Origin of the sequence: Nostoc sp., from assembly GCF_036916975.1 — a bacterium.
Classification (GTDB): Bacteria; Cyanobacteriota; Cyanobacteriia; order Cyanobacteriales; family Nostocaceae; genus Nostoc.
The window spans coordinates 67191-93935 of record NZ_JBALFF010000078.1; the positions used below are offsets into that span (position 1 = coordinate 67191).

At 40.9% G+C, this 26745-nt stretch carries 22 protein-coding genes; 12 read left to right on the forward strand and 10 right to left on the reverse strand.

The annotated features are described in order from the left end of the window. The first annotated feature begins 46 nt into the window (after positions 1-46). Positions 47-1189, forward strand: coding sequence for a 2OG-Fe(II) oxygenase (locus V7K73_RS19010; RefSeq protein WP_334882117.1), 1143 nt, complete (start codon positions 47-49; stop codon positions 1187-1189). Positions 1190-1232: 43 nt separating this feature from the next. Here V7K73_RS19010 and V7K73_RS19015 read toward each other — a convergent pair whose 3' ends face one another. The 5 genes from V7K73_RS19015 to V7K73_RS19035 form a co-directional block, all read right to left on the reverse strand. Beyond that, complete coding sequence (locus tag V7K73_RS19015; protein ID WP_334882118.1) at positions 1233-1811, reverse strand: 5-formyltetrahydrofolate cyclo-ligase; 579 nt, start codon at positions 1809-1811, stop codon at positions 1233-1235. A 243-nt stretch (positions 1812-2054) separates the two neighbouring features. Continuing rightward, positions 2055-2999 (reverse strand): GDP-L-fucose synthase family protein, encoded by a 945-nt coding sequence (locus V7K73_RS19020; RefSeq protein WP_334882119.1) that lies wholly within the window; start codon positions 2997-2999, stop codon positions 2055-2057. 23 nt (positions 3000-3022) lie between these two features. Next, the gene (gene gmd, locus V7K73_RS19025; protein ID WP_334882120.1) at positions 3023-4102 is read right to left on the reverse strand and encodes a GDP-mannose 4,6-dehydratase; all 1080 of its coding nucleotides are present in this window, start codon (positions 4100-4102) and stop codon (positions 3023-3025) included. Positions 4103-4971: 869 nt separating this feature from the next. Beyond that, complete coding sequence (locus V7K73_RS19030) at positions 4972-5730, reverse strand: sugar transferase (RefSeq protein WP_334882139.1); 759 nt, start codon at positions 5728-5730, stop codon at positions 4972-4974. 111 nt (positions 5731-5841) lie between these two features. After that, a complete protein-coding gene (locus V7K73_RS19035; RefSeq protein WP_334882121.1) occupies positions 5842-6984 on the reverse strand; it encodes a glycosyltransferase in 1143 nt (380 codons plus the stop codon). Positions 6985-7269: 285 nt separating this feature from the next. Between V7K73_RS19035 and V7K73_RS19040 the strand changes: the two genes are divergently transcribed. After that, positions 7270-8214 (forward strand): NAD-dependent epimerase/dehydratase family protein, encoded by a 945-nt coding sequence (locus V7K73_RS19040; RefSeq protein WP_334882122.1) that lies wholly within the window; start codon positions 7270-7272, stop codon positions 8212-8214. A 392-nt stretch (positions 8215-8606) separates the two neighbouring features. On the opposite strand, the gene V7K73_RS19045 is transcribed toward V7K73_RS19040, so the two are convergent. Beyond that, positions 8607-9332 (reverse strand): Uma2 family endonuclease, encoded by a 726-nt coding sequence (locus tag V7K73_RS19045; protein ID WP_334882123.1) that lies wholly within the window; start codon positions 9330-9332, stop codon positions 8607-8609. Positions 9333-9602: 270 nt separating this feature from the next. Here V7K73_RS19045 and V7K73_RS19050 point away from each other — a divergent pair, with 270 nt between their 5' ends. Beyond that, positions 9603-10481 (forward strand): SMP-30/gluconolactonase/LRE family protein, encoded by an 879-nt coding sequence (locus tag V7K73_RS19050; protein WP_334882124.1) that lies wholly within the window; start codon positions 9603-9605, stop codon positions 10479-10481. 314 nt (positions 10482-10795) lie between these two features. Here V7K73_RS19050 and V7K73_RS19055 read toward each other — a convergent pair whose 3' ends face one another. Next, complete coding sequence (locus V7K73_RS19055; protein ID WP_334882125.1) at positions 10796-12970, reverse strand: DEAD/DEAH box helicase; 2175 nt, start codon at positions 12968-12970, stop codon at positions 10796-10798. Positions 12971-13017: 47 nt separating this feature from the next. Between V7K73_RS19055 and V7K73_RS19060 the strand changes: the two genes are divergently transcribed. The 4 genes from V7K73_RS19060 (at position 13018) to V7K73_RS19075 (ending at position 15968) form a co-directional block, all read left to right on the forward strand. Continuing rightward, positions 13018-13554: a hypothetical protein gene (locus V7K73_RS19060; protein ID WP_334882126.1), complete on the forward strand. Its 537-nt coding sequence runs from the start codon at positions 13018-13020 to the stop codon at positions 13552-13554. Between the two features lie 318 nt (positions 13555-13872). After that, positions 13873-14310 (forward strand): DoxX family protein, encoded by a 438-nt coding sequence (locus tag V7K73_RS19065; RefSeq protein ID WP_334882127.1) that lies wholly within the window; start codon positions 13873-13875, stop codon positions 14308-14310. A gap of 23 nt (positions 14311-14333) precedes the next feature. Further along, positions 14334-14921: a DUF2808 domain-containing protein gene (locus V7K73_RS19070; protein ID WP_334882128.1), complete on the forward strand. Its 588-nt coding sequence runs from the start codon at positions 14334-14336 to the stop codon at positions 14919-14921. A 456-nt stretch (positions 14922-15377) separates the two neighbouring features. Beyond that, positions 15378-15968 carry a Uma2 family endonuclease gene (locus V7K73_RS19075; protein ID WP_334882129.1) on the forward strand — a complete coding sequence of 197 codons (591 nt, stop codon included), beginning with the start codon at positions 15378-15380 and terminating at the stop codon, positions 15966-15968. Between the two features lie 4 nt (positions 15969-15972). Here V7K73_RS19075 and V7K73_RS19080 read toward each other — a convergent pair whose 3' ends face one another. Beyond that, on the reverse strand, positions 15973-16551 hold the full coding sequence (locus V7K73_RS19080) for a Uma2 family endonuclease (RefSeq protein ID WP_334882130.1): 579 nt from the start codon (positions 16549-16551) through the stop codon (positions 15973-15975). A 92-nt stretch (positions 16552-16643) separates the two neighbouring features. Here V7K73_RS19080 and V7K73_RS19085 point away from each other — a divergent pair, with 92 nt between their 5' ends. The 4 genes from V7K73_RS19085 to V7K73_RS19100 all read left to right on the forward strand — a co-directional run bounded on the left by V7K73_RS19085 (position 16644) and on the right by V7K73_RS19100 (position 21471). Beyond that, positions 16644-17636 (forward strand): DUF6745 domain-containing protein, encoded by a 993-nt coding sequence (locus V7K73_RS19085; protein WP_334882131.1) that lies wholly within the window; start codon positions 16644-16646, stop codon positions 17634-17636. A gap of 5 nt (positions 17637-17641) precedes the next feature. Beyond that, positions 17642-18352, forward strand: coding sequence for a TIGR04283 family arsenosugar biosynthesis glycosyltransferase (locus V7K73_RS19090; protein WP_334882132.1), 711 nt, complete (start codon positions 17642-17644; stop codon positions 18350-18352). 303 nt (positions 18353-18655) lie between these two features. Beyond that, entirely contained in the window at positions 18656-19450 is a 795-nt protein-coding gene (locus V7K73_RS19095) for a TVP38/TMEM64 family protein (RefSeq protein ID WP_334882133.1), read from the forward strand. A 470-nt stretch (positions 19451-19920) separates the two neighbouring features. Then, positions 19921-21471: a mercuric reductase gene (locus V7K73_RS19100; RefSeq protein WP_334882134.1), complete on the forward strand. Its 1551-nt coding sequence runs from the start codon at positions 19921-19923 to the stop codon at positions 21469-21471. Positions 21472-21547: 76 nt separating this feature from the next. On the opposite strand, the gene V7K73_RS19105 is transcribed toward V7K73_RS19100, so the two are convergent. Beyond that, positions 21548-24148 carry a Calx-beta domain-containing protein gene (locus V7K73_RS19105; protein ID WP_334882135.1) on the reverse strand — a complete coding sequence of 867 codons (2601 nt, stop codon included), beginning with the start codon at positions 24146-24148 and terminating at the stop codon, positions 21548-21550. A gap of 1825 nt (positions 24149-25973) precedes the next feature. Here V7K73_RS19105 and V7K73_RS29910 point away from each other — a divergent pair. Then, on the forward strand, positions 25974-26177 hold the full coding sequence (locus tag V7K73_RS29910; RefSeq protein WP_442936780.1) for a hypothetical protein: 204 nt from the start codon (positions 25974-25976) through the stop codon (positions 26175-26177). Positions 26178-26286: 109 nt separating this feature from the next. Here the strand turns inward: V7K73_RS29910 and V7K73_RS19115 are convergent, their stop codons facing one another. Continuing rightward, positions 26287-26544, reverse strand: a complete 258-nt coding sequence (locus V7K73_RS19115) for a hypothetical protein (RefSeq protein WP_334882136.1) — start codon at positions 26542-26544, stop codon at positions 26287-26289. Positions 26545-26745: the final 201 nt, after the last annotated feature.

Below are 26745 nucleotides of genomic sequence, written 5' to 3' on the forward strand. Positions count from 1 at the left end.
TACGCTCAACAATCGAGTGCTTAGGTAATACTTGAAATCCTGGCTCATGCCTACCAGACTAAATGAACTATCCTATCAATATATTTTGATATTTATGCTACCTCTTACTGTTGGCGATCCAATTCCCTGGTTCATTCTTCCCTCAACTTCAAATCCAGCCTTTTACTTCGATTCAATTGGCGGATACCGGAGCATTTTGTTTTTTTTCGGAAGTTCTAAAAACAACTATAGTCGGAAAATTATTGATGATTTATGTAATCGACAGCAGCAGTTAGATGCGTATAAAGTACCATGTTTTTGTGTGAGTATAGACCCAGATGACACTTTTCTCTCACAGTTAATACAGAATAAAACTTATTTCAAATTTCTTTGGGATTTTGAACGAAAAGTTAGTTTACAATACGGGATTTGTCAACCAAGTAGTCAGTCAGATAAGGAGTTGCAATACAGACCAACAATTTTTATTTTGGATGAAAATTTACGAGTTTTAAAAGTTTTGCCAATCTTATCTATTACTGAACCTTGGGAGCAAGTATTTGAGTTTCTCAATAGCTTACCTGCAATCTCACAAAATATTCCAGCAGCCAGACAAGCACCGGTTTTATTTATACCAAATGTGCTGAATCAAAGCATTTGTCAACATTTAATCCACTTGTACGAAGCAGATGGTGGTCAGGATTCTGGCTTCATGCAACAAATCGACGGCAAAACCATCGGAGTCTATGACTATGAATTTAAAAAACGCCGAGATTATTTAATTTCTGATCCTCAACTATTAAAGCAAATCAATGAAATAATTATGCGACGGGTTAAGCCAGAAATTGAGAAGGTGTTCCAGTTTAGCATCACTCGCTTTGAACGCTACCTGGTATCGTGTTACGAATCAACTGATAAAGCCTTCTTTAATCGTCATCGTGATAATACTACCAAAGGTACGGCGCACCGAAGATTTGCTATGTCGCTGAATCTTAATACTGGTGCTTACGAAGGTGGAGAACTACGATTTCCAGAGTATGGACTCCAGCTTTATAGTCCCAATATGGGAGAAGCGGTGATTTTTTCTTGTTCTTTACTGCATGAAGCTACTCCTGTGATAAGTGGACGGCGTTTTGTTCTGCTGTCGTTCTTTTACAATGAACAAGATGCTCGGTTACGAGAAGAAAATAGCAAGTATATTGTACAGGGTTAGGATTTACACAAAAGTAAAGGCGCTCTGGCGCAATTTGAATCCTTCAGCCTTTTTGAGTCAATCCGGTTTCCGTAGAAACTTCTTGTAGTGGTTTATCCCAAGGCTCTAAAGGTATTTTGAACAAATAGGCAAACTCAAAGACAATTCCGATAGTCGGCTTTGTCTGCCACTGCGGTAAACTGAGCAAGCGATCGTAATATCCACCGCCATAGCCCAGGCGATATCCTTGATAGTCGCAAGCGACACTGGGGACAAGAATCAAATCAACTTCGCCAGCATCTAATAGGGGAGCGTCGGCGTGTGGTTCAGTAATGCCATAAGCGCCGCTTTGGATAGAATCATTCGGTGTCCAAATATGCCAAGATAGGGATTTTTTATCAACGCAGCGAGGAAATCCCCAACGGTATTTGGTATTTGCAAATAGTGGACTGAGATCGGGTTCTTGGCGAAAGCTGAAATAAGCGAGTATTGTTTTTGCTTGGGTAAACAAAGTAGAGTTTTGTAAATGAGAGCATAAGCGATCGCTTTTTTCTCTCCACTCTCGAACGGGCATTGATTGACGGGTTTTAAGTAAAGTGCGCCGTAGTTCTACTTTATTTAGTTGATGATTAACTTTATCCATGAAAATTTATCGTTTCAAACAAATAAGCTGGGCGATGCCCAGCTTATATCACCCTACACTCACCCGTACATTGTTATGCAGGGGAGCATCCCCTCAGGTGCAAAAACCTTGATAGCCCTCATCCCCTAACCTATCCCCCATCTTTGGGATTCGGGGAACTAGAATTATGTCTCCCCTCTCCCGGAATCGGGAGAGGGGCTGGGGGTGAGGGAAAAGATTTAAGCCAAAATTGGGATGCTCTTGTTATGCAGCGTGTTGACGATACCACTCAATGGTATTCTTCAACCCTTGCTCAAAGCCCACCTGAGCCGTAAAATTAAAGGCAAGCTTTGCCCGTTCAGTATCTAAACAACGGCGGGGTTGACCATTAGGCTTGTCAGTTTGCCAAACAATTTCACCTTTAAACTCCATTAATTCGCAGATTAGAGTTACTAAATCAAGGATGGAGATTTCATAACCCGTTCCCAAGTTAACTGGTTCCGATTCGTTATAGAATTGAGTTCCCATAACAATCCCCCGCGCTGCATCTTCTGAATACAAAAACTCACGGGTAGGACTGCCATCACCCCAAACTGGGAGTTGCTTTTCTGCTTTAATTTGGGCTTCGTGAACTTTGCGAACTAATGCTGGGATAACGTGAGAACTTCCTGTGTCAAAGTTATCTTCTGGGCCATATAAATTCACTGGCAATAGATAAATCCCATTAAAACCGTACTGCTGGCGGTAAGATTGCAATTGGACTAAAAGGGCTTTTTTAGCAATACCGTAGGGGGCGTTAGTTTCCTCTGGGTAGCCATTCCAAAGATCATTTTCTTTGAATGGTACTGGGGTAAATTTAGGATAGGCGCAGATTGTGCCAACACAAACAAATTTTTCTACTCCAGTTTGATAGGCAGCGTGAATTAGCTGGGTTCCCATGATCAAGTTATCGTAGAATAATTCTGCGGGTTTTTCGCGGTTCAGACCGATACCCCCAACATGAGCTGCTAGGTGAATAATTACGTCTTGCTGGTCAACTGCGCGTTGGCAATTTTCCCAAACACGCAAATCACAATCGTGCGATCGCGTTACTGTAATCTTCTCACGAGCAGCCCCTGCAATACATAGTTGATCTATCACCTGACGACCTAGAAACCCCGACCCACCAGTGACAAGAATGCGTTTATTTTTTAATTCTAAGCCGGTCATATTTTTATCCTCTGTGATGCCAATCAGAAGTGCAAAGCGCCCAGTTGTTGACGAATAGTTGCAATATCTAATGGAAATTGCGAACCATTTCCATTGGGTGAAGTGTGACCCAATGCTTGTAAATCTGCTTCTACCATTAACGAAACTAATTCTTCAAAGGTTACTGATGGTGCCCAGCCCAAATTCTGGCGTGCTTTGGTAGAATCGCCAATCAACAACTCTACCTCAGATGGACGCAGGTAACGCTCATCAAACTCTACATAATCTTCCCAATTGAGATTTACATAACTAAATGCTAGTTCCAAAAATTCGCGCACCGAGTGGGTTTCACCAGTAGAAATTACGTAATCGTCTGGCTGGTCTTTCTGCAACATCAACCACATTGCTTTGACGTAATCCTTCGCATAGCCCCAATCTCGCTTGGCGTCTAGATTACCCATGTAAATTTTTTTCTGCTTACCAGCAACGATACCAGCCACTGCTCTAGTAATTTTGCGGGTTACAAAGGTTTCACCCCGGCGTGGTGACTCGTGGTTAAAAAGTATGCCATTACAAGCAAACAAATTATAAGATTCACGATAATTTATAGTTTGCCAGTGGGCGTAAACTTTAGCACAGGCATAGGGACTGCGGGGATAAAAGGGCGTTGTCTCAGTTTGAGGTATTGCTTGTACTAAACCGTACATTTCTGAAGAACCCGCCTGGTAAAATCGCACCTGAATTCCAGTCCGGTGTTGATAGTCCCGAATTGCTTCCAACAGACGCAACGTTCCCATTCCGACAGCATCCACCGTGTATTCTGGTGAATCAAAGCTTACTCTGACATGGGATTGAGCGCCCAGGTTGTAAATCTCTACTGGCTGGACTTCTTCTAAAATGCGTCGCAGCGTCGTACCATCTGTCAAGTCGCCATAGTGAAGAAACAACCGCACTCCCTCTTTGTGAGGGTCTTCGTAAATATGATCGATGCGGTCTGTATTAAAGGTAGAAGTTCGGCGAATAATGCCATGAACCTCATAACCTTGTTCTAACAAAAACTCACTTAAATATGAACCATCTTGACCAGTAATACCAGTAATCAACGCTCGTTTCTGTTGCGTCATGCTTAATTATCCCTTATTGTCTTTGATTAAAAAGTTACAGCCAATCTGATACAACCTAGCAGCTAATTGCTCAATTGCCTAATGGGAAACCTACGAGTTCTTGTTGTTAGGAGACTTTATCCCTAGATAGATATACTTAATAAAAAATAATTTAACACGTCAGTTTTATGAGATATATCAAGATTGTTTAATTATGTATATTTCTTTTATTAAATAGATAAAAATTCTTTTTGTGTAGGTTATTTTTTGTCAAAGCTTCATATATTTGGTTTTCTGAAGACTGATTGAAGAATTCAGCAGCAAAGCCGGAGACGTTTTTGTTGTTTTGGTCAGCAATCTTGACGTTCGTCCCTCGCTTATAGCGTTCCCTCTCGAACGCGAGTACGTCATTGTTGGCGCAGTGGCGACCAATAGGAAAATGAGAAGAGAAGGCTTTACGCTTCGCTATCAGTGGGGGTCTGAAACCCACTTATTCATCCGCTTCCGGCTTTGCTTCTGACTTATAAAAAAATATTTTTTATTAGACTTTTGGCAAAAATCAGAATCAGAGCAAAGTGAACCACAGATGCACACTCAAAGAAGTTTAAGCTAAACCTTATCTAAGTTGAGAACCGTAATTTTCACCCTCTCCCTAAATCCCTCTCCCAAATGCTTGAGAGGGAGTTTGAAATTCTCGCTCCCCAAATCCCAGATTTGAGATTCGGGGTTGGGGCATGAGGGCAAATCCTTTTCATCATGGAAGAACTATAGGTTTCAAGATAGACGTGGTTTAAGTAGAAACGCCTAAATTATAGACAAATATATAAATAGGGAAAGAATTGGTACTTAGGGGCATTAACTGCCCCACAGAATCGACCCTAAGTAGTTACTCAGTATGCCCCGTTATTTTTGGGCAGAATGACCACATCAACGGTTTTCAAGATGATCCATAAATCAAGCCAGAAATTCCTAAACCTAGCATAATGCAGGTCTATTTGGACTCGCCGCGGGTAGGGAATATCATTACGCCCAGACACCTGCCACAAACCTGTAATTCCTGGACGGATTGTTAAAATCTCATCAATGTAACAACCGTATTTTGGCAGTTCTTGTGCTACTAAGGGTCGGGGGCCGACCACACTCATATCCCCTTTTAAAACGTTCCAGAACTGGGGAAATTCGTCTAAGCTAGTAATTCGCAAAAATCGACCAATTTTGGTAATTCGGGGGTCTTGTTTCAGCTTAAAACTGCTTTCAAATTCTTCTCGCAATTCGGGCGATGTTTCCATCATTTGCATGAGGATTTCGTCCGCATTGCTTACCATTGTTCGGAATTTAATACAATTAAAGGGTTTGTAATTTTTCCCTACCCGTTCTTGGACATAAAAAATTGGCCCTTCTGAGCTAAAAGCAATCAGCAAAGTCAAAATTAAGTAGACGGGGAAGAACAAAATTAACACCGACAGCGAAAACACTATATCGAACAGTCGTTTGGCAAACTCTCCGTTTAAACCCTGAAAAGATAAACCTTTGGGTTTAACTTTTGGCGTTTTTGTTTTTTGACCGCGTTTTAAGAAAGTCCGCGTAGACGTTCTGGTGTCTTGCCTTACGCCTCGCTTGCCGGAGAGGAGTGAGCTCTGGGCAGTCATCATACTCCTTAATAATCCACACCACACATAGTCCCAATATTAAAGCCAAAATGAGGTGCTTCTGGGGAAAATTGCCAAAAGCCTAAAAAAATCAGACGTTATTCAAGACCATCATTGCAAAAATGGTCTTTTTTCGTTGCATTTGTTTACAAAATCTAAATAACGATCTGCAAAAATTTGCGGTGAGAACTGCGCGGCGTGCGATCGCATATACTCGGAACTGAACGAACCCTCATACACTTCAAACTTTTCCACTGCCTCCACTAAAGCTGCCTCTGTTTGCGTCTTGAAAAATATACCTGTCCCTGTATCCGCACAAGAGCGAATATCCCGCACTGTTTCTAAAGCACCCCCTGCACCGTAGGCAATCACTGGCGTGCCACAGGCTTGTGCTTCCACTAGGGCAATACCAAAATCTTCACAAGCTGCATATACAAACGCCTTAGCCCTAGACATATATTTTTTTACCACATTATCGGGTTGCCATCCCAATATTTGGATATTAGAGTTTGCCATCTCGCGTATCTTGTTCATTTCATCTCCTGTACCAATGACTACTAATGGTCGTTTGAGTTGATTAAAAGCCTTGACAATCAACTCGATTTGCTTGTAACTCACTAACCGGGAAACTGTCAGGTAAAAGTCATCTTTCTCAGACAAAAACGGAAATTCCGCAATATTCACGGGTGGGTAAATGACTGTTGCTTCTCGTCGATAGCAACGCCAAATCCGCCGGGCTGTATGTTGCGAGTTAGCAATGAAGTAATCAACGCGATTGGCACTCAATACATCCCACTGGCGCAAACGATGTAATAAATATCGTGTCACCCACCCAGCTAAACCACTACCCAGTTTGCTGTGGCGCAGATAATCAAAAGTCAAGTCCCAGGCATAGCGCATTGGGCTGTGACAGTAGCAAATATGCATCTGTTCGGGAGTGGTAAGAATTCCTTTGGCAACAGCGTGGGATGAAGACAGAATTACATCATAATGGCGCAAATCAAGTTGTTCAATTGCCAAAGGCCACATTGGCAAGTACTTTTGTATACCGTTGCGGGCATAGGGAAAGTTCTGGAGAAACGTCTTGCCAATTTGACGCTTATATAAATAACTTTCAGGATTACTAGATTCAAAATCTATGAGGGCATACAAATCAGCATCAATATGATTCAAAATTTCTCGGACAACGAGTTCTGAACCACCGGTGGCTTTGGGTGTCAGCCACTCATGAACCAGAGCATATTTCAAGGACACAGCTAAACAATTCAAATTTCAAAATTTACGCATTCAAAATTGAAGATAGTTTTCTTAGACTCCGACTGAAAAGTTTCCCTTTGTGATTAATTAACGGGAAGTGTCCCAGATTAGCAAATGGGACGCAATCTTTCCCTTAGAGGTTCCAGATGGATGCTGCAACCTGATAATCTCAGAGTGGGGAGTGGGGAGTGGGGAATAACCAATAGTTATTCTTCCCCTGCAATGCCAGCTTTTCAACTCCCCTACTCCCTTGACGACAACTGATATAGAAGTGGTGAATTTATGCGAATTCTAATTATGGGTGGTACTCGGTTCATTGGTGTCTATTTGACTAAACTACTAGTAAAACAAGGACATGAGGTGGTGCTGTTCAATCGGGGAAATCGGCCAGCACCTTCTTTAGAGGGAGTAGGACAAATTATAGGCGATCGCACCGACGCTACCCAATTAAAGGCAAAGTTATCACAAGAAAACTTTGATGTCATTTTTGACAATAACGGACGGGAACTTACTGATACTCAACCACTGGCAGAAATTTTTCAAGACCGAGTGCAACATTTTGTCTATATGAGTTCTGCGGGGGTATATCTCAAATCTGACCAATTGCCCCATGTAGAAGGCGATGCAGTAGATCCTAAAAGTCGCCATAAGGGTAAACATGAAACAGAAGCTTATCTGACTCAATTAGGATTACCTTTTACTTCCATTCGTCCTACTTATATTTACGGACCTAGTAATTATAATGAGTTAGAAGGCTGGTTTTTTGACAGAATTGTGCGCGATCGCCCCATTCCTATCCCCGGAAATGGCTTGCATATCACCCAGTTCGGTCATGTAAAAGACTTGGCGCTAGCAATGACTAAGGTTTTGGGTAATAAACAAGCCATAAAACAGATTTATAATATATCTGGCGATCGCTTTGTCACTTTTGATGGTTTAGCCCGTGCTAGTGCTATAGCGGCTGGTAAATCACCCGATGCTGTTAAAATCGTCCATTACGACCCGAAAAAGTTTGATTTCGGCAAGCGCAAAGCTTTTCCCATGCGAGTGCAGCATTTCTTTGCTTCGGTGAACAAAGCACAAACAGAATTAAACTGGCATCCTGAATATGATTTAATTTCTGGATTACAAGATTCTCTAGAAAATGACTATTTGACTAATGCAAAAGATAAAGCTGATGTTGATTTCTCTGTAGATGAGGAGATTTTACAAGCGTTGTCAACTTAGGGAGCATCTCATTTTTGTAAAACACGCCTGTCCTGGCGAATAGAATGATGCCTCCGGCACGCCAAGGGCGAACGCGGCTATACAAACAAAACCCACCTCCGTGGGTTTCAAATTCTTTAAGTTTGCGTAGCCGCGATTTTTAATCTCCTAGTATATTTGCACTCATTGAGATGCTCCCATCAACTTAGAGCCAGGGGGAATACAATTCGCACGCCACTTTATCCTGTCTTAACCCTAAAAGCGAACAAGTTGGAAAGCCGCAAGGGCGCAGTGGCTTGCCTACCAGGCTTTCGTCCGTGGAGGCGGACTTAAGGTCAAATTAAGGGTTTGAAACCCACGGAGGTGGGTTAAGTCTCGTGTAGACGCGGTTTCTAACCGCCCGTTTCGCACCTTCACAACTCGTCAGGGTTAACGCCTAACTCTCGCAGTTGTGCTGCTAATCTGTTACCACGCTGACTTTCTCGTTCTAGCGGCGTGGTCAGCCAATTCCCGGATGCATCATACCAACGTAGCCACAACCGCTCAATTCCTTGGTAAGAACCTTGCCAAAGTCCTAAGCCCAGTTCTAAACCCGGCATCCACACCCGTGGGATACTCAAGTTCAATTCGCTGTAACTATCTGCAACTAATTGGAATGCTTGGAGTTTGTCAGTGTAACGGTCAAAGACAATGTAGTAAGGAACTCGCAAAATCCGCTCATAAACTTCCCATTTGGTCGGCGGTTGGTTAATTTCCCGCAAAGTTTGTCCTAAGTCTTCTTTTTCTGTGCCAGGAGAAAGCAATTCTACCACGACAAAAGGAGCAACCCCTTCTTGCCAGATGACATAACTCAGACGCAAGTTTTGCTGTTCGTAGAGACGCGAAACTCCTACAGCAGCAAACCAGTCTGGGCGTTTATACCACAATGTATGCCGGATGTCATAGTAAAGGTTTAAGTCAGTGGCAACAAATACCTCCTCTGCTGGATAGTTAGGTGGACAGAAGGTTTCGCGCAGAAGTTGGGGTTGAAAAAGATGAAATTCGTCAGGCAAACCAGAGTCCTCCGGGTATTCACTGGGAAGATCATACATGGTGGGTAGAGTTTCTTTTGCAGGACGAGGCGGGTCTGTTTGGTACATAAGGGGAATCCTGACCGACTAATTTTAAGTTAACGGATCGCGGTAAAGGTTTGACCAAAGTCAAAAGAAAATATTTTTTCTTATACCTGGGAAAGATGCAATTTCTCGCGTCTTTAGTTTTTACTAGAACAAGAATTCGGAAATGGTATACAAACCCTGAACTTGAATAAAAAGGAAGAAGTATTATAAATGTGTCGTAAATGTTTTACCTAATGAAAGCAACCATTTAGCTATATACTTTTGAAGATTTAATATTTAAATTAACTGCTTATGGGGCAATATCCACTCCACAATGTTCTAGGAGCCAGGGCCCGCTTAGGTGAAGGCCCCATCTGGGACTCTACCAGAAGTCTACTGTACTGGGTCGATATTTATAACCATCGGGTGCATCAGTTCAATCCTACCACGGGGGAAAATCGCTTTTTTGATGTGGGAGATGTCGTAGGTGCGATCGCAACAGCAGGTGCAGATAGATTAATCATGTTACTCCGCCATCACCTGGCATTCCTCAACACCCAGACAGGTGAAGTTAACCCCATTTTGGAAATTGAAGGAAATCTACCAGATAACCGTCTCAATGATGGAAAATGTGACCCTCAAGGTCGCTTTTGGTTTGGCTCAATGTGTTCTTTAGAAAAACCCCAAGCTAGTCTCTATCGCTATGATAAAGACGGTTCATTGCATGTAATGGAAACGGGATTGACTATTTCTAATGGTTTGGGATGGAGTCCCGATCAAAAAACATTTTACTTAACAGATACTCCTCAGCACAAAATATATGCTTATGACTTTAACTCAGTAACAGGAAACATTACTAATCGTCGGATTTTTGTTGATTTAACTCATGAATCCTTCCACCCTGATGGCTTGACAATAGACAGTGAAGGATATATTTGGTCAGCTATGTGGGATGGATGGTGTGTAATTCGTTTCAACCCCAAAGGTGAAGAGATATTGCGGATAAAGCTACCTGTGCAAGTGCCAACTAGTTGTACTTTTGGCGGCGAAGATTTGCAAACACTTTACATTACCACTGCTTCAGTTGGACTCAGCCAAGCAGAGATCGAAAAAAGTTTCTACTCTGGTGATTTGTTTGCTCTCCAAACTGATGTTACTGGATTACCTAATTATGATTTTGAGGAATTATAGCGCTTCTTGACAAGCGTGAGGTATAATTTTTAACTCATTTCCATTCCTCTCTCCTAAAAAGAGAGGAATGGAAATTTTCCCCCTTCCCGCGACGAGTTGGGGGTTAGGGGGTTAGGTCTATTTGTATATCTGTACCTCACCGGATTGAAAATGGCTATATAGAAATTTACAGATAAGTAAGTGGGCGCAAATTAAATATAAAACCTCACCCTCAATCCGGCTTCCCTCTCCGAACTCACGGAGAGGGATTGAGGGTGAGGTTTATTATATGTTTAATTACATCTACCTACTTAATTAAACTATTGTGCTATGTTTTATCCTCTCCAAAATGCCACTTGCTGTTTAAGTTCTTTCATATCTAAAGAATCGCTAGCAAAAGCTTTTCGCAAAAGTGAATGAGGAACAAATTGATCATATTTTTGGATTTCCGGTGCTTCTGAAGTACTGAGTAAATCTTCTGAGGTAATTCTTTGCTCACACAATGAAGCAATTTCATCATAAAGATATTTAAATTTATCCTTGCCTAATTTGATTGTTAAATAATAAGGATTTACTCCGCCAATACTTGTAATTTCCAAATATTCTCGACAGTAGGAGTTGAGTAATCTTTCTAAAGTGCGATAAGCAACCGTACCCATCCAGGGAAAAATGCAGCATTTACCTTTTTCTAATTGCAAGATATTTTGTTTATCTAATCCAACCTGCTGCACCAATTGGCGAACTTCACGTAAACGTTGCAAAGCATTTTTTTGCAAATAGCTGTACTCGATATTTTCAAAGAGAACCTGTTGCATTCGTTGCAAAACTTTGGTATGAATAGTACCATCACTACCACGCCAATAAATACTAGCTTTCCCCTCGGCTTGTTTAACAAAAATAGCTTTCTTTTTAAAGTCAACTTCTACTACTTCCCAAGTTCTCCCAGCTAAAGCAAATTGATTTCCAACAGCAGGCGGCGTGACGATACTGCCAATTTGCGTTGCACCTTGCTTAACAATATATTCTTGCTGTTCAGCAAAGACAGCATAAAACTGGAATTTTCTCACAATCTTTTCTCCTGCCAAACCCAGGATTAATTTACCTTGCTCAGTATGCTGAATATGACCTATATCAATTAAATAGCGCAGCAATAGTTGGAAATCTTCTTTTAAAATAGCAGCAAAGGGCGGCAAGCTAAAAATTTGTTTAGCTAAAGTATTTGGTGAAATTTCTCCTGCTGCTGTTAAAATACTCATTGTTTGGTGATAAAGCAAACTTAAAGGATATTTAATCGGTCTGATTGGTTCAATCCATTGCTCGTCTAAATAAAGTTGAATGATAGCAATGGACTGCAAAAGTTGCCAGGGTATTTGTTCTGGTAGAGAAGCTTCTAATAATGGTTTATCTTCAGCACAAATTAAGCGCATATCCGCAGCTTCACCTCTTCTACCACTACGTCCTAAACGCTGTAAAAAGCTAGCTACAGACAAGGGTGATTCTAACTGAATAACTCGCTCTAAATGACCGATATCTATGCCTAATTCTAAAGTCAGAGTTGCGGCGGTAACTGCTGGATTGTTGGGTTCACGCATCGCATTTTCAGCAGATTGCCGCAAGCTAGCAGATATACTCCCATGATGCACATGATATATATCTGGTAGCCTTTGTTCTGTGGCAATTTGTCGCAAAGATGCTATTACAGATTCAGTTTGCGTGCGATTATTCGCAAATATCAGGCATTTTTGAGATTTGCTGAGGTTGAAAATATATTTTTCATAAGCTGTCGCCTCTGATTCATCTTCTTCATCAGTAATATAAAAATGTTCTACAGCTAGTTTTATTTGGCGTTTTATCCCATTAGCTTCCGGTGTAATCACTGGTTTTTCTGTTCCAGAACGCAACCAATTTTCCGCTATTGAGTAATCACCAAGAGTTGCCGATAAACCAATACGGCGCGGTTGTTTTTGCGTCAACTTTGCTAAACGTTGTAATTGGCAAATAATTTGACAACCGCGTTCTGAACCCATAAAAGCATGAATTTCATCAATGATAACAAATCTTAAATCACCAAATAAGCGAAGAATGTCGTTATTTTTGTTGATTAACAAACTTTCTAGAGATTCGGGTGTAATTTGTAGAATGCCTTCAGGCTTTTCTAAAAGTTTGTTTTTTCGACTTTGAGAAACATCACCATGCCAGTGCCAAACGGGAATATCTGCTTCTTTGAGTAAGTCGTTGAGGCGTTCAAATTGATCGTTAATTAAAGCTTTGATTGGGCTAATATATAATACCCCTATAGTTGCAGCAGGATTGGCATGTAATAAAGTTAAAACTGGTAGAAAGGCTGCTTCTGTTTTACCCGCAGCAGTTGCAGCAGTAACTAGCAAATGAGCATCGGTGTCAAATATAACTTGACAGGCGGCAATTTGAACTGGCCGTAATTCAGTCCATTGGTGATGATAAATATATTCTTGGATGAAGGGTGCAAGTCGGTTAAAGGCATCGCTCATGTTTTTATGGATAAAGTGTTAGTAATAGGTAATAAACGGTAGCTAGGATGACACCTGAGAAATCAAACAATAGTAGTGAAATTGAAGCCGATGGAATTTACTTTGAAGCCTTAGTGTCAGAGCGGAAGTATAATATTCCAGTATTTGGGGAAGAAACACCTATTAAATTTGGAGCAAAGATTACTAATAACTCATCAACTCTTTATCGATTTGAACTACCTCATTTTGTACCAGAAATATTAAATCCACATGGAAAGCCTATGGAACGAAGTTTTGGTAGAAATGCAACCAGATTTGTGGAAGAGTCAGATATTCCTTTAATTATGTCCGGGGAAAGTTTGGAGTATTGGATGTATGCAAAATTCAAGTGGTATAGCAAAAATTGTATTCAGCTTACAGGTTATGCATTGTATGGAGGAATTTTGAGTTTTTACAACTTTAAGCCAACTAAATATCAGATTCAGATGAAATATGTCAATGATTTACCGACGCGAAAAGTTCGTTTATCTAAAGGTTGCACAGAATACGGCGATTTTTGGACTGGTCAAATTGCCACAAATTTTGTTAATTTCCGCCTGAGATAATTTTAAAAAGCAATATATTGTCTCTGTTTGAAGGTAATTTATCCTGATTTAATCAATTAAAATAAGTAGGTAGACGTAATTAAATATAAGAAAAAACCTCACCCTCAATCCCTCTCCAAAGTATCGGAGAGGGAAGCCGGAGGTAGGGTAAGGTTTTATATTTAATTTGACCCGCTTACTTAGTATTTTTGTAAAAGTTTTTTAAAGAAGCAGTAAAATATTAAAGTTAAGCAGTTATAACACTATTGGCTCAAGGCAGATTAACATTTGTCAGTCAAACTGAAGTAATAGGGACAAGTATATAATAAGACAAAACCCATGAATAAATATAAGGAAATATTACGAGTTATCCTTGCTATATGCATCATTGTGGTTGGAGTGACACACTTTCTTGTTCCAGAAGAATATGTGAAAATTGTGCCGCCGCAACTACCTTACCCTTTAGGATTAGTTTATCTCAGCGGATTTTATGAAATTTTGGGTGGTATCGGCTTATTAGTCCCGCCTGTAAGTCAAGCTTCTGCTTGGGGACTTCTTGCTCTTTTTATTGCTGTTTACCCTGCCAATATTTATATGGCGGTTAATCTGATTAAGATTGAACATATACCTAATTCACCTTGGGTACACGTAGTTAGGCTTCCTCTGCAAGCAGTTTTAATTGCTTGGGCTTGGTGGTATACGAAATCTTATGATGGGGAAAAACAAGCTTCTATTGTTCCCAAGTCGCTGATTCCCAAAGAATTAGAATTGAAATGAGTGCGTTTTTTTATATCTGAATTATGCGCGTTACAACTTTGTTTGGGATAACACTCTCGTTAGCAATAAGCATTGGAGGAGTTGCTGTTCCGGTAACTCAAGGGGTGCAGCTTAGAGATGGCATAGTCTACTTTGTCGAACCGCCGAAACTTGTTAAAGCGACGACTACTTACAAAGATGTCAATGTTTGGGGCGGGACTTATTATTTTACTATTAACGTGCCGCAAAATGCTGGAGAATCGCTTCAGAAGGTAACTATTACCCAGAAGGAGGGAGCCGAAAACATCCGCTACAATCTTAATGATACTCGTGCATTTGTGGGAACTAGCGATGCCTCCGGCGGGCTACGCCTACGCAAAGAATCTCGGCTAACACTAGGCCCAGTCACAGCAGAACGCGAGACGCGAACAGTTAATGTGAACTTTGACCCGCCTGTAACTCCGGGACAGACAGTTACAATCGCCCTCCGCCCTGTGAGTAATCCCAGCTTTTCTGGTGTCTACTTATTGGGTGTGACAGCCTTCCCGGTGGGTGAAAAATCCCACGGACAATTTCTCGGCTTTGGACGGTTTCAGTTTTACAGCAATACAAATAGCTGGTGGTTTCCATAGGGTGCATTACGTCAATATCGAAAAAGTAGAATTAGTGACAATACGCTTGGGTTAAGGCTTAAAATAATTCGTAATTCGTAATTCGTAATTCGTAATTCGTAATTCGTAATTAACTTTTGTAACGAAGAGTGCTGTTGTGGGGACGGCTTCCGACTCGCATTACTTCGGGGGATTTAGCTGAGGCATCAAAACTTGCCGCTTGATAGAAGCGGGGGACTTAAAACCCACGGAACTTGTTAACTCTTTGTCAAAGTTAATTTTTTTAACGAACCGCGTTGGCATACCGCTTCGTGGAAGCAAGCTAGCAAGAGCGTGTCGCAGACAAGCCTCTCCAAGAGTTGACGCAAACACGAGTGTGTCTCCAAGAGTTGAACGCAAAGGAAGAGAAGAGACAGAAGGAAGAAATGCTTAACTAAACTGTATTGGAATTAGTGAACGTATAAGGAAAGTGTTTTTATGAGCATCCCACTGGTAGAGCAGCCCACAGAAGAAAAAATGGTAACTCTCAAGGATGTTTCTTGGGAGCAATTCAAAGGGATTGAGGCACAACTTCAAGACAACCGCAATGTTAGACTGTCTTATTTGTCAGGAATTTTAGAAATTATGTCGCCCATTGGAGATAAACATGAGAAAGTGAAAAGTACTGTTGGCTTGCTACTAGAAGCTTACATGAGAGAGTTGGGCATCCGGTTCTACAGACGTGGTGGTTTCACTCTAGAAGAATCTGGGTATGCTTCTGGCACACCAGATGAGTCTTACAGTATTGGTATAGAAAGGGAAGTTCCTGACATTGTTATTGAAATTATCGTCACCAGTGGAACCATTAACAGGAAGGAGTTATACAAGCCTAAAAAAGTGCCGGAAGTTTGGTTTTGGAAATCTAATGAAATAAAAATATTCCGTCTTAACGAGAGTGTCGAGTATGAAGAAGTAAACCGGAGTGGGTTTTTTCCAAATTTAGACCCCGCTTTACTGCTGCATTATATCGCAATGCCTGACCAGTACGATGCTCTTATTGAATTTGAGCAGGTGATCCGAAATCAATAAATATTTATCCCCAGATTATTTGCAAATTCAAAATAAATCCTGGTAAAATATCTTCTCCTGATAATTCTTGTGGAGATGCTAGTATTTCTATTGGTTTACCAATACGAAAGATTTCTACCTGACGCATTTTCGGATTAATTAACCAGCCTAATTTAACTCCGTTATCAATATATTCCTGCATTTTCGCTTGCGTTTCTCGCAAACTATCGCTTGGTGACATTAACTCCAAAACAAAATCTGGTGCAATAGGTGGAAACTTTTCTTGTTGTTCGGGTGTGAGTGCATTCCATCTCTCTTTTCTTATCCAAGCGACATCAGGAGAACGATTTGCACCATTGGGAAGTTTAAAGCAGGTAGAAGAATCAAAGCAAATTCCTAGTTTAGTTTGGCGATTCCAAATCACAAAATCTGCCGAAATTTCTGAGTTGCGATTTCCAGTTTCTCCGCCTGTAGGTGGCATTATTAGTAATTTTCCCTCCGCATTGCGTTCAAATTTGACTTCTGGGTTTTCTCGACAGAGTTGATAAAATTGGTTGTCGGTAAGTTGGATGATAGGGTTCAAGTTGACGGTGATAGCTGTCATGGGGATTATCTTGAGGAATCTTTAATAAATTCTACTAACCAAGTCAAATAACCTGCTTTAATACAAAATAGCCACTGTATCGCATACCTGCTATGTCCGCCGACTATCTGACACCAGAACAACGTGCATTCATACCCCGATATCGAGAAAAATGGCAACACATTGGGCTATCCACTGAACGCATCAACCAGCAACACGCTACAGATGCAGTTCGAGCAATATATACTGCACTTGAACTCACGGAACCTGAAATAATTATCGTTGATAGCCCTAACGCTGCGTTCGAGTACATCTGGAATTTGTTCAAAGTTAATTCCCACACAATCCTGGGTGATGCCATAGATAATTTTTATTGGAGCAGAATCTACCGTAATTTGCAATCAGATTTGCTCGTGCGACTACCCAGTAATTTACAAGCCAATTTACATTCTTTGTTTGAGAATCATCTGGCACAAGAGTATGCAAATTTATTGCAAAATCAGATGGAAATTCAGTGGGAAGATGTTATTGAAAAGTACTTTGGTAAGCGCGATCGCAACTTTATTAAAAATATATTCTCTTCCTGCCAAAAGCCTGAAACTTTAATCGCTGGAGGTAGTTATTTTGACTTTTGTATTCATAGTTTAAAATATCACCAATTTCAAAATAAAGTATTAATTTTAGAAAAGTTTGTTAAGAATTGCGGCTGGACTTTCTTTTTTAAGAATATTGCGATTATCTCCAACCATTCGACCACAATCAGTATTGATAGCAATAACCATCTCCACGCCAAAGATACACCTGCTATAGCGTTTGCAGATGGATATAACTTGTATGCACACCACGGTAAACTAAAGCTGGAACGCACGCGGAAACTCGATGATATCGGCTGGGTAAACTTATTAGAAAAAATGAACACAGTCGAAATTGACTCCTGGGAAGAATACAAGTTGTTACGTATCGTTAGAGAGCGAGTTAATGTCCAGCCTATGCAGTTCCTGAAAGCGACAAATCCTAATACGGGGGAAGTGCGGGTTTCTAGGGTGTCTATGCGGTTTGCATCTGCTATTGAGGCGGTACGCTGGGTAAACCAACGCACACCTTAGCAATCATGAGTCATAATGTTGACGCAGCTAGAATTACTATTATTATTCCGACTCTTAATGAAGCGGGGAATATCAAAAAAGCGATCGCAACTACTCAACCCGGTATAAATATAGAAGTAATTGTGGTAGATGGTGGCTCTAGTGATGATACTGTAGCGATCGCTCAGTCTTTAAATGTCAAAGTTATCTCATCATCTCCCGGTCGGGCTGCTCAAATGAATACGGGTGCTGTAGCTGCTACTGGGGAAATTCTACTATTTCTCCATGCAGATACCTGTTTACCGACTGGGTTTGATGACATGGTTCGCACAGCACTACAACAGCCTGGGACTGTGGCTGGTGCATTTAAGTTGCGGATTGATGCATCACTTTTAAGTTTACGATGGGTGGAGTGGGGAATAAATGTGCGATCGCATTTTTACCAAATGCCTTATGGCGACCAAGCAATTTTTTTAACAAAAGCAGTATATCAGCAAATTGGTGGTTTTCCCCAATTGCCTATCATGGAAGACTTTGAACTCATGCGTCGTTTAAAACGCATCGGACGGATTGTAATTATTCCCACACCAGTTGTTACCTCAGCCCGTAGATGGTTGCAAAAGGGAGTGTTTAAAACTACGCTACTTAATCAAATAGTAATTATTGCTTATTTACTTGGCGTTTCACCTGAGCGAATTTGTCGCTGGTATCGCCGAGAAAAATTTAAGAGAATTTAAGCTGTTTCTCATGTGGGCAGTATATCTTAGGGGCATTAGATTTGAGGTGTAAGTTTCAATATTGAGCCTCACAAGGTCAGCCCCTTTGGGGAAGTCAAAAGTCAAAGTTGAGCCTCAGAAGATGTATGTAAGTGGGTCAAATTAAATATAAAACCTCACCCTCTATCCGGCTTCCCTCTCCAAAATATCGGAGAGGGATTGAGGGTGAGGTTTTATTTATGTTTAATTACGCCTACCTACTTATCACAAAAATTGCTCAGAAATCTTTAGATCAAAGTGTGACAATATAAAAAATAACAACCTATGACAAAACTAACAATCATTCAGATATTTAAAAGTATTCATGCTATAAAATTAGAGAAGTTTTTTAGCCGAAGTGGATTAATATTACTAATATTGGCAAGTGGGTTCTCATTAAACACAGACCCAGCTTTAGCACAAGAATCTACAAATCCAAATTCTTTTAATCCCCAAGCAATTTTACGCGAAGCTTTGCAATGGATTGATAGCCTGGGTGTGCTGGGAGCCATAGCTTTTATTGCTCTTTACATTATCGCTAGCGTTGCTTTTTTCCCAGGTTCTATTCTTACCTTGGGGGCTGGTGTGATTTTTGGTACAGTTTGGGGTTCTCTTTACGTATTTATCGGTGCAACTTTTGGCGCTACTGCTGCTTTCCTTGTAGGACGTTATTTAGCAAGGGGCTGGGTTGCTCGGAAAATTGCAGATAACAAAAAATTTACCGCTATTGACCAAGCGGTTGGTAGAGAAGGATTAAAAATTGTTTTGTTAACGCGACTATCCCCGATATTTCCTTTTAATTTATTAAATTATGCCTTTGGTATCACAGGAGTTTCTCTTAAAGATTACTTCATTGGCTCTGTAGGCATGATTCCCGGAACGGTGATGTACGTTTATATTGGTTCCCTTGCAGGTAATCTTGCCATGATTGGTAGTGAGACTCAACCGACTAACCCGACTTTGCAATGGGCAATTCGGATTTTAGGTTTGATTGCTACAGTAGCTGTGACAGTTTATGTAACCCAGATTGCACGCAAAGCTTTAGAAGAGGAAGTAAGTGCAATTAAAAATAATTCGTAATTCGTAATTCGTAATTCGTAATTCAGTTTTGTATTAGCGTTCGTGTAGCGTCTCGTAGAGAAGGGTTAGCGAGTCCGCAAGCGTCTGGGGATTTAGCGCTGCATTGCCGTCTGCCGTCTTGGGGAAACCCCCAGAGGAGCAACATTGCATTCGCAGTCCCCAATCGCATTACTTACCTATTTATAGAACCGGGGGACTTAAACCCACGGAATTGGGTTAAAAATTAAACTGAGTTTGGAAGAGTATCTGTAAATTATCAAACCGACAAAACAATTCAAAACCTATATTACTTTTAAAAGATAGCGATTCTCACGTTCGGTGCAATATAGTCGCAACCTCACCCCGCATTTGATATTGCAAACGCTCCCCTCTCCAACGCATCGGAGAGGGGTTGGGGGTGAGGTTTTCTAAGAGTAAAAAGTTAGCTCAGGTGAATTTAGTATTTTCAATTCTTAAAAGAGGTTTTGTTAATGACCAATTCAGATTTAGAGAGAGTCACAGTTCGCCCAACTGATGAGTATAACCAAAAGTTGGTGTCTTACGTTCATCCGCCAAATTGGGTTAATCCTGAACCGGCTGATGTTTACGATTTAGTAGTAATTGGGGCTGGTACGGCGGGATTAGTTGTGGCTGCGGGTGCGGCGGGTCTGGATTTGGGTTTAAAAGTGGCGATAATTGAAAAGCATCTCATGGGTGGAGATTGCTTAAATGTTGGTTGTGTACCATCTAAAACTATTATTCGGTCTGCTCGTGTTGTTGGCGAAATCTGGGATGCTCAAAATTTGGGTGTTAATATTCCTCAACATAATATTGATGTTGATTTTCCCAAAGTCATGGCAAGGATGCGGCGGGTAAGGGCTGGTATCAGCCATAATGACTCGGCGGAGCGGTTTCAAAATTTGGGTGTCGATGTCTTTTTGGGTAGCGGCCGATTTGCAACTAAAAATACTGTGGAAGTTGGCGACAAAACCCTCCGGTTTAAAAAAGCTGTAATTGCTACTGGCGCAAAAGCTGCTCAATTGTCGATTCCGGGAATTGAAAAGGCGGGTTATCTAACTAATGAGACGGTTTTTTCGCTGATTCAACGACCGGAACGTTTAGCGGTGATTGGTGGCGGCCCGATTGGTTGCGAATTGGCGCAAGCTTTCCGCCGCTTAGGTTCTGAGGTGGTAATTTTCCATAGCGGTTCTCATCTTCTAAATAAAGAAGATGCTGAGGCTGCTAAAATTCTGCAAAATGTTTTGATTAGCGAAGGAATTCGCGTCGTACTGAATTCCAAGTTGGAAGAGGTGGTAACTGTTACCGAGGGGAAACGGCTTTACTTTTCCTCTAATGGTCATCGAGATTCGGTGACAGTAGATGAAATTTTAGTCGGTGCGGGGCGATCGCCAAATGTCGAAGGTCTGAATTTAGAAGCAGTAGGTGTAGAATACGATCAGCGCCAAGGTGTGAAGGTAAACGATTATCTCCAAACGACGAATCCCAAAATTTATGCCGCTGGTGATATCTGCATGAACTGGAAGTTTACCCATGCTGCTGATGCTGCGGCGCGAATTGTGATTAAGAATACACTATTTTCTCCCTTTGGCATAGGACGCTCGAAACTCAGTAGTCTGGTGATGCCGTGGGTAACTTATACTGACCCAGAAATTGCCCATGTAGGCTTGTACGAACACGAGGCGCAGAAATTGGGTATTGAAGTGACGACAATTAACATCCCTTTTAGTAGTGTAGACCGAGCGATCGCAGATGGTGAAGAATCAGGATTTCTCAAAATCCACCATAAAAAAGGATCTGATGAAATTATCGGTGCAACTATTGTCGCCAGTCATGCGGGTGAGATGATTTCAGAACTAACTACGGCAATGGTGAATAAAATCGGTTTGAGTAAGTTAAGTAGTGTAATTCATCCTTATCCCACTCAAGCCGAAGCGATTAAAAAAGCTGCTGATGCTTATCGTCGAACCCTCTTGACATCAAATACTAAAAAATTGTTGGGATTTTTAACAAATTTATCTTGAACTGGGGATTAGGGATTGGGGATTGGGGATTGATTCTTCTCCCTCATCTCCCCCCACTCCCCAAACATATTAGACTCTAAACAGGTCGGAAGCGGTCAATCTCACCCCCGGTCAAGTTTGCATAGTACAGATTACCATCTTTTCCAGTGGTGATTTGTGTAGGGACTCCTAAATTTGGCCTGTCTGCTTGAGAAGCAAACCGCTTAACTGAGACAATTTTACCCTGACTATCAAATGTCAAAGCATCGATAGTTCCTTGACTAAAATCACCAACGAATAAGGCACCTTGATAGATTGAAGGAAAAGTACTGCCTGTGTAAAAGTCACCTAAGACGATCGAATTAGAACCAAAATGCTTATAAGTGTAAGCTGGTGCTGCAACACTTTTGCCACTACTATAAAAGGCTTTTGCTGCATCTAAGTTAGAATAGTTTGGTTGTTTCAGACTGACGATATTATTATTTGCATCAAGGCCACCTTCATAGAATGGCCAGCCAAAGTTAGCTCCTGGTTTTCCGATATTGACCTCTTCGTAAGAATCGAAGCCAACATCACCAATTACGGGGGTATTGGTGTTTTTATCAATTGTGAAACGGAAAGGGTTACGCAGACCTAAGTCATAAACTTTGGAACGATTGCTATTATAATCGCCGTTGTAGAAAGGATTACTTGATAAGCCTTGACCAGTAATCGCATCAATCCGCAGGATTTTACCGGACAGATTATTGACATCCTGGACGCGAATTGCTCGGGGATCTATTCCATTGTAGGAAGTACCATCTCCTAAACTCACAAACAGAGAACCATCGGTGCCAAAGCGCACAGAACCAACTGAGTGAGATTCACTATCGTTGGCTATAAAATTTTGGACATTTTCGACTTTATCCTGATTATTCAGATAATCCTGTAAGCTGATAAACGCCTTACCAGTATCTTTGTTGATAATTCCTGATGGTGCATAGCCAAGTGAGACATTTGTACTATTTCCATCTGGGTGGCTAATATTCTCCCAAGTGCCATTAGTACCTAGCAGCACAACTTCACTGCCTGCAATAGCAGTAGTGTAATTAGTCTTGGGGTCAGCTTCTACCCTAATTAGCCGTGCAGTCCGATTCCCATTCTGATCGGGATTGTCTAATGTGCTACCCCGATTATTTTTAGAGTTGTTTGGATTGGTTTCTGGTGGATCGTAAGTATACAACAGGTAAACGTAGTTTTTGGGGTTTGTGGCTTTGCCAAAATCTGGATGTACGGCAATGCCTAAAAGACCGCGATCGCGCGTATCATTAACCTCTCCAGAGATATCGATAAATGGTGTTGATAATAAAGTGCCGTTGTTCACAACTCGCACTACCCCATTTTTCTGGGCAACGAACATGCTCTTACCGTCAGATGTCCAGTCAAAAGCTGTGGGTTGATTCAAACCAGAAGCTACTGTCTCTAAAGCAAAGTTACCACTGTCATTATCAATAATAGTGATAGTTGTCTCTTGAGTATTTAGTTGCACTCCAATTGCATTACTGAACTTCAAAGTAAATTTTTCATTTACCTCCCCAATGGTGTCATCCTTAAGGGCGATAGAAATGGTCTTGCTGGCTTGTCCTGCTGCAAAGGCTAAGGTTCCAGATGTAGCATGGTAGTCAGATCCAGCTTTAGCAGTCCCATCCACGGTTATGTAGTCTAAGCTAGCAGCACCCGAAGTGTTACCCCGTGTAACTGTCACCGTAGCAGTACCGTCACTCTCATTAACTACTGGCTGAGTGAAATCGAGGCTAGAGCGATCGTTATCTTGAATGGTAATTCCGAGAGTTCTTTGAAGCCCTAGTGTTGCTCCCTCTGGCTGATCGATGACAAAACTAAAGGCTTCATCTGGTTCTGCTAAAGAATCGTCATTGATCGGAATGGATATCTGTCTGGTGCTTTGTCCTGACGCAAAAATAAGTGTTCCAGCGCTTTCTGTGCCTTCACTCCCGTAGTCAACTCCTGCTTTGGCAGTACCAGCTATGGTTGCATACTTGATTGAAGATGTGCTGCTTAAATCACCAGTTCTCAACAACGTTATGGTCACATTACCAGCACCTTCGTTAACTGTTGTGGAAGATGATCCTAATGTAATCGCGGTCTGAATATTTGGTGAATACAGTTGGGACTGAGGAATGATTTCTTTGGACTGAGAGGAACTTGACCAAGACAGTCGAGAAACGGCATCGCGTGTATTTTCGTAGTACTCAAGTTTAATATCGTACTTCTGACCTGCAACCAGTGCGATCGCGCCACTCGATTCTGTAGCAGATTGATCGACAAACTTATTGATGATTTGCTGACCATTGACCCACAGCCGCACCCCATCATCAGCATTGGTGTAGAAGTTGTAAGTCTCGCTGTACTTGGCTTCCACCTGACCTGTCCAACGCGCACTGAAGGTTTCTGCACCGATGGATCGATCTGGAGAACCAGTACCCCAGTTAAAGTTGACTGTCGCATCTGTGCGAGTTTGCTTTAAGTTGGTGAAGTCGATGTTGTCGTAGTACTCTGCTTTGAGTCCATTTCCTTGAGATAGCACGCTGGCGCTACCGGAAATACTGGGTTGTGCTTTATCAATGCTTTGTAGAGATGATTGAGCATTAATTATTGGACTTGGAGATGTTGACAGCTGTTGATTTTGTGAATCATTCATTGAGATATATGCCTCGCAATAGTGCTAAAACTAATTCCATAATCAATGTTCCAGAATTCGGTTTTATATTGGCTTTTTAAAAAATCTTAATCATGTTAATTGTGAATATATTTATTAGTCTTGGCATGTATTACTTCAGTTAAATCTGGAGATAAACTCCTTATTTCATGTTTGCTTTTTTGCTCATTTTATTTACAAGTTTTCCACCTATTAAAAAACAGTACGAAGTGATATACATTGCTTGATTTTTCAGAAAAGCATATATATAGAAAAATGTGTATGCTAAAAAATACAAAAAATTCCTTAAAGGGCGTATAAGTCCTTATGAATCTTTGTTTTTTTCGACAATTTTCTGAATTTTTGATGCATGTAAATCCAGGTTAGTGAATTTAATCAAAAATTACCAAAACGTAATTCTGAACGCACAAAGCGTGCCAGAGGCTCTATTACAAATTGGTTTAATCTCACTTATATGCAGGTGCATAAAGTTGATATGAAGCAACATCTAATCAGGCAGATACATACTTAAGTAGTTAAAAGTAGTGAATTTACCTATTATGCTTAGATATTGGTTGTAAATTAATAAACTACACATTTGACACTATAAAATGCTGTTACATCTATGTTAGTTGTGGAACTTTATTTAAATATTCACATTGATATATCCTTCATAAGGTAATAGCAAAGTTTTGATGAACTTTAAATAAAAATCTCTAACATATTTGATGATGTCATGTTTTTTCTCTGATGAAATATTAATTTCATAAAATTTCTATAAAGAAGACTTTTTATATTTAAAGTTTTGAAAAAGTGTTATTCATCTATGCTTCATCTTGAGTGTTAATTCATATCTTTGTTACAAGATCCACCAGAGATATATAGCGCTTGGAGTTTGCATGAAGTACATTTCTAAACCTCACCCCCAACCCCTCTCCAAAGCATCAAAGAGGGGAGTATTTGAGTAAAGCAAATATGGGGTGAGGTTCAGGCTGTATTGCACCCAAGTGAGAACCGCTATATTTTTTGGAGCCTTTTAACTTCTTTCTTTCTTTCTTTCTTTCTTTCTTTCTTCGTGTCCTTTGCGTCCTTCGCGGTTCGTTTTTCTTTCTTATACTTAAAATATGGTTTAGCGTATCTTCATACAGAATTGGTATAACGCTCTTCTATGACTCTGGAGAGAGATATAATCTAAGCGATTATAAATCGCGGCTACACAAGCTCTCGTCCGCCTGCGCGGACTAACGGCAAAATAGGGTTATCAAATTTAATCTGACGAGAGTAATAAAAGAGCGCTAAAGCGCAACTACGAGCCAAATACAGAGATTTTACTTTTTGTTATATATAGGACTTACGCAAAATTATGGAAAAACGAACCGCAAAGGACGCAAAGGACACGAAGTAATAAGAGTTTGAGGAGTTTTTGCGTAAGTCCTAATATAGTTTGGTTTTATCTTGCCTACCTACTTACGTAGAAGTTGAGTTTTAGGCTTAAGTGAACGGGAGCATCCCGTCAGGTGCAAAAACCTTGATAGCCGTCATCCCCTAACCCCGAATCCTATATGAAGGGATTCGGGGAACTAGAATTATGTCTCCCCTCTCCCATCTGAAGGAGAGGGGCTGGGGGTGAGGGAAAAGATTTAAGCCAAAATTGGGATGCTCCCTAACTGAACTATAGGAATCCGATTTGATTTCTGAAAAAATCTAAGTATTATGTAGGGTGTGTTAGGCGTAAGCCGTAACGCACCAAAAGCTTTGGGGGAGGTGCGTTACGCTGACGCTAACACACCCTACGTGCATTTCAAAAATCAAATATGAGTCCTATATATTGATTCTGCAACAAGAAACCACCGAATATATCTACGCCTTGGGTGGTGTGCAGCTAGGGGGCAAAGAACTATTTTTAGATGACGACAAGCCAAAGAAGCGTCTAAGTAGAGGCATTATTAGGATAAATATTAGGTACGATAGCTACTATCTGGGCTTATTTTCTGCAACGACAATTAGAAGTAGCGATCGCTGTTGGCACTAGTCTGGTAGCTATTTATCTTTTAGCTTGTATCTCCGGTTCAGCATTGCGGTTAATGATTAGTCATTAGTCATAGGTGAAGAATAAAATACAAATGACAAATGACTAACTTTTACAATTCTGATTCCGTATCTGGAGCAACAATTTCGCCAGTACCCAATTGCAGTATTAAGTCCTGCTCAGTAATTAATCCACTAAGTTCTTTTACTTGTAAATTCATTTCTTCACAAGCTTGTCTGAGTTCGCGTGCAAATTTATTGAGGTCTTGACCATAGCCACATTGATGAGCAGCAGTTTCAATTCCTTGCTTGGCATTTGCTCTAGCACAATCTACTAGTTCCGTGCCATGCAGTGGTGTAGGAGATGCCATAGACGTACTTATTATTTCTTAAATGTTTGCTGCTAGATAGATTATCAATATTCCCGCATTTACTCATCCCTCCAATGGAAGACCATCAGGGTAGAGTTAGAAGTTAATCCAAACTCCAAACTCCAAACTCCAAACTCCAAACTCCAAACTCCAAACTCCAAACTCCAAACTCCAAACTCCAAACTCCAAACTCCAAACTCC

Coding starts and splice junctions, on each gene's coding strand:
- V7K73_RS19010 (WP_334882117.1), top strand. CDS start 47: ATGCCTACCAGACTAAATGAACTATCCTATCAATATATTTTGATATTT.
- V7K73_RS19015 (WP_334882118.1), bottom strand. CDS start 1,811: ATGGATAAAGTTAATCATCAACTAAATAAAGTAGAACTACGGCGCACT.
- V7K73_RS19020 (WP_334882119.1), bottom strand. CDS start 2,999: ATGACCGGCTTAGAATTAAAAAATAAACGCATTCTTGTCACTGGTGGG.
- gmd (WP_334882120.1), bottom strand. CDS start 4,102: ATGACGCAACAGAAACGAGCGTTGATTACTGGTATTACTGGTCAAGAT.
- V7K73_RS19030 (WP_334882139.1), bottom strand. CDS start 5,730: ATGACTGCCCAGAGCTCACTCCTCTCCGGCAAGCGAGGCGTAAGGCAA.
- V7K73_RS19040 (WP_334882122.1), top strand. CDS start 7,270: ATGCGAATTCTAATTATGGGTGGTACTCGGTTCATTGGTGTCTATTTG.
- V7K73_RS19045 (WP_334882123.1), bottom strand. CDS start 9,332: ATGTACCAAACAGACCCGCCTCGTCCTGCAAAAGAAACTCTACCCACC.
- V7K73_RS19050 (WP_334882124.1), top strand. CDS start 9,603: ATGGGGCAATATCCACTCCACAATGTTCTAGGAGCCAGGGCCCGCTTA.
- V7K73_RS19055 (WP_334882125.1), bottom strand. CDS start 12,970: ATGAGCGATGCCTTTAACCGACTTGCACCCTTCATCCAAGAATATATT.
- V7K73_RS19060 (WP_334882126.1), top strand. CDS start 13,018: ATGACACCTGAGAAATCAAACAATAGTAGTGAAATTGAAGCCGATGGA.
- V7K73_RS19065 (WP_334882127.1), top strand. CDS start 13,873: ATGAATAAATATAAGGAAATATTACGAGTTATCCTTGCTATATGCATC.
- V7K73_RS19070 (WP_334882128.1), top strand. CDS start 14,334: ATGCGCGTTACAACTTTGTTTGGGATAACACTCTCGTTAGCAATAAGC.
- V7K73_RS19075 (WP_334882129.1), top strand. CDS start 15,378: ATGAGCATCCCACTGGTAGAGCAGCCCACAGAAGAAAAAATGGTAACT.
- V7K73_RS19080 (WP_334882130.1), bottom strand. CDS start 16,551: ATGACAGCTATCACCGTCAACTTGAACCCTATCATCCAACTTACCGAC.
- V7K73_RS19085 (WP_334882131.1), top strand. CDS start 16,644: ATGTCCGCCGACTATCTGACACCAGAACAACGTGCATTCATACCCCGA.
- V7K73_RS19090 (WP_334882132.1), top strand. CDS start 17,642: ATGAGTCATAATGTTGACGCAGCTAGAATTACTATTATTATTCCGACT.
- V7K73_RS19095 (WP_334882133.1), top strand. CDS start 18,656: ATGACAAAACTAACAATCATTCAGATATTTAAAAGTATTCATGCTATA.
- V7K73_RS19100 (WP_334882134.1), top strand. CDS start 19,921: ATGACCAATTCAGATTTAGAGAGAGTCACAGTTCGCCCAACTGATGAG.
- V7K73_RS19105 (WP_334882135.1), bottom strand. CDS start 24,148: ATGAATGATTCACAAAATCAACAGCTGTCAACATCTCCAAGTCCAATA.
- V7K73_RS19115 (WP_334882136.1), bottom strand. CDS start 26,544: ATGGCATCTCCTACACCACTGCATGGCACGGAACTAGTAGATTGTGCT.